We start from the raw sequence: 3,112 nt of genomic DNA, 5'->3' as shown, positions 1-3,112 counted from the left end.
GTTAAGTAGTGAGCAACGCTACCACTGAACCTAACCATACCACGTTAAACACTAAACCCAACGATGGATTCAAAAATGCCAAGCGTTGCGAATCTGTCTTAAACGCTTTGTTAGGCATGTTCTACAAAAGGAAAAGGAACCCACCAAGAGCAACAGACAAAATCCCAATAACCCGACTAACCATTAAAGTGCGACCAAGCGAGTCAGGTTCTCGCCCGAAACGTTCAATTTCTTGAGCAGTATCATGTGGTCTAAAAGACTGCACAACGGCACTAACACCACAGACTAAAATGAGCACGCCTATTGTGTTGTACCATGCAGAATCATCAGAGAAGACCAAGTACAAGCCCGTCGGAAAAAATACTACGGACATGATAAGCATCGTCCAATTGTATTCTTTCAAATGACCTAAAACGTCGTTCCCGTCATCTTTAATTTTACGAAAAGCGAGATACTGCAACCCATTAATGAAGAACCCTGCAATACCTCCAAAAATCAGTAAAAACTCTAACCGCATATCCTTATACTCCTGCAAAATGCCTAACGCCGCATTAAGTGGTGAACAACGCGACCACCCAACCTTAAACCTTGCCACATTTAGCACTAAAGCTGACCTAAGCTGAAATTGCCAAGCGTTGAGAATCCGTCTTAAATGCTTTGTTATGTAAATTCAGCCACATAAGCCAAAGTTACCACGAAAAACCAAGCCTGTACGACCGAAGAAATAGCCAAAACCAAAGAACCCAACATTGTTCACGAATTTGCAGAACCAGCCATGTTACAGACCAAGCTTCAACAAGCGAAAAATGGTGATGACCAGCGACCAAAAATGCTTTTGAACCTGGGAAACCGAACGAAAGAAACCATCAGCAAATGGGGGCTTTCGTTAACCTTGCCCTTTCCCCACTTTGAGCCCGCAAAACTAACCACGAACCAGCACAGAAACTGAATGAGGAAACTCACGAACCTTGGCATGTTTTACGGCTAATTTGGCAAAGAATCGGGACAGAAAAAGGGAATTTTGACGAGGATGCAAACCGATAGCTAGAGAGAGCGGATAAGCAGAATAATGCCCATTTTACCCGCTTTACATAACGCCGCATTAAGGGGCGAAATACGCTATGCCCATGAACTAAACCATTGTGCTATAAACACTTAAGCTGATTTAAAATGAAATCACCAAGCGTCTTGAGTCCCTCTTAAATGCTTTGTTAAATCCAAATTTTCGATGTGTTGCTTAATCACCCCAATGATAATGGATGGATCTTGGATTGGCATTAAATGTGTACTATCTTCAGCTATTATATGAACCGTGTTCTTACTGTTTTTTACTAAATTCTCATGTGTACTTTTCCAATATGCCATATCTCTCTGATTACTAAACGGCCAACCTCCTAACGGTCTCATAGCTGTTATTAAAGTAACCGGAGTTTCCATTAATGGCCACGAATCTCGTACTTGTTGCTTAGTCATATTTAGTGCTTCAAGCTGCCCACGATTACCCGCACTTAAAGTATCTAGGTGCTTTAAAACATGAGTCCATTCTGACGTATTCTCCATATAATCGTAATGCTCAACTGTAGCAGGGTCTACTAAAATCAAGCTAGCCACGTCATTAGGGTATCGAGCGGCAAATACAGTTTGAAATAAACCACCTCCAGACCATCCAACCAAGATATACGGAGGTCTTACATTTACGTTATCTAGAGCTGTTTTTAATTCAATTGCAATCTGCTCTGCACTTCTGGGACTTGGGCCAACTTCAGATCTCCCTAATCCAGCCCTGTCATAAGAAATTGTCGTGGCAAATTTTGATATTTCAGGTTGTATCTTAGACCATGCATCCAATGTGTCACTGAAGCCAGAATCAAATACGACTGTTGGCTTACCATTACCAAGTAACAATAAATTAATTTTATGATTACCCACATCGACCATTTGCGACTGATCTTCAGAAAACGCCATGTTCGAAAATGACAGCATAAACAAACCAAATAAGACAAAACCTTTCTGTAAATTAATCATCAAACAACCTTCATAGTCGATTTTTGGAATTAACGCCGCATTAAGTGGTGAACAACGCGACCACCCAGCCTGAACCTTGCCACATTCAGCACTAAAGCCGACCTAAGCTGAAATTGCCAAGCGTTGAGAATCCGTCTTAAATGCTTTGATATGTTTTAGCACAATTCGTTGATTTACTTGGCAAAGAACTGAAGTGTAGACCTAGTTTTCTGAACCAAATCACAAGCTCGAACTAACTTGACTGCCAGATGCGCCAAACCAACAACGAGTAAGCCCACTTCCCTGATAATGAGGCAACTCGATACTCTTTCAACAAGCGCCATTTCTTAGCAAAAGCAGCGCAGAACAATGGTGATTTGCCGAGACAACTGCCAAGGTTATTGGCTGATTGGCAAATACACCCAAAGCGACTTTGAGCCAGAGAAACAAGACGACCAAACCACCCGAAAACTCGAATGAAGCAACCCGCGAACCTTGGCATGTTTTACGGGTTGAGAGATTTAAGAACTGGGCGAAAATGGTAATTTGCTGAGTCTACTCCCAACGAATGGCTATAGGGGCAAAGAACGACTCAAAGGCACTTAAGCCATTGAAATCTCATTAAAACATAACGCCGCGTTAAGTGGCGAGCAACGCTAACCACCCTGCCTAAACCATTGTGACATAAACACTTAACCTGAAGAAAGCCGAAAGCGCCAAGCGTTGGGAGTCCGTCTTAAACGCTTTGTTATGCTTGTGCTATCAGCAGGTACAGTAGACAAATTTTCAAACCTCACGCTGTTACACTATGTAAGCTGTACTAATTTGTCATCCATGCCAACATGGTAAAAGTTACACGCAATATAGAGTTAGGCTGTTGCCCAAAAACTTTATTTGCGATTTTCTTTACCATCTAAATACTCTGCATACTTTTTAGCAATTAGTTGATGTATATGAAGTCCTGTTTTACGAACAAGATACCAATCTATCGCAGCTAAAACAGCTAAGCCAATTATAGTCCCCATGTAAAACCCTCCTTCACCATCAAGTCACAAGTCTATCAAACTATTGATAAAGCGCTCATATTTACGATTTCCAGAAAAAAGCA

Annotated in this window: 3 protein-coding genes; all 3 read right to left on the bottom strand. The window is 41.5% G+C overall.

Annotation, left to right across the window (positions count from 1 at the left end):
- Window positions 1-121: 121 nt before the first annotated feature.
- The 3 genes from RH86_RS15955 to RH86_RS20780 all read right to left on the bottom strand — a co-directional run bounded on the left by RH86_RS15955 (window position 122) and on the right by RH86_RS20780 (window position 3,029).
- Window positions 122-517 carry a hypothetical protein gene (locus tag RH86_RS15955; RefSeq protein WP_009387244.1) on the bottom strand — a complete coding sequence of 132 codons (396 nt, stop codon included), beginning with the start codon at window positions 515-517 and terminating at the stop codon, window positions 122-124.
- A 659-nt stretch (window positions 518-1,176) separates the two neighbouring features.
- Window positions 1,177-2,025: an alpha/beta fold hydrolase gene (locus RH86_RS15950; RefSeq protein WP_009387243.1), complete on the bottom strand. Its 849-nt coding sequence runs from the start codon at window positions 2,023-2,025 to the stop codon at window positions 1,177-1,179.
- 869 nt (window positions 2,026-2,894) lie between these two features.
- A complete protein-coding gene (locus RH86_RS20780; protein ID WP_005448127.1) occupies window positions 2,895-3,029 on the bottom strand; it encodes a hypothetical protein in 135 nt (44 codons plus the stop codon).
- Window positions 3,030-3,112 lie beyond the last annotated feature (83 nt).

It is taken from the genome of Vibrio sp. N418, assembly GCF_000222565.1.
GTDB lineage: Bacteria > Pseudomonadota > Gammaproteobacteria > Enterobacterales > Vibrionaceae > Vibrio > Vibrio scophthalmi.
The sequence above is the reverse complement of the archived record's forward strand: the minus strand, read 5'-3'. Positions and strand labels throughout refer to the sequence as shown.

What these genes read in the sequence shown, in the direction of transcription:
- RH86_RS15955 (WP_009387244.1), bottom strand. Translation starts at nt 517, where the DNA reads ATGCGGTTAGAGTTTTTACTGATTTTTGGAGGTATTGCAGGGTTCTTC.
- RH86_RS15950 (WP_009387243.1), bottom strand. Translation starts at nt 2,025, where the DNA reads ATGATTAATTTACAGAAAGGTTTTGTCTTATTTGGTTTGTTTATGCTG.
- RH86_RS20780 (WP_005448127.1), bottom strand. Translation starts at nt 3,029, where the DNA reads ATGGGGACTATAATTGGCTTAGCTGTTTTAGCTGCGATAGATTGGTAT.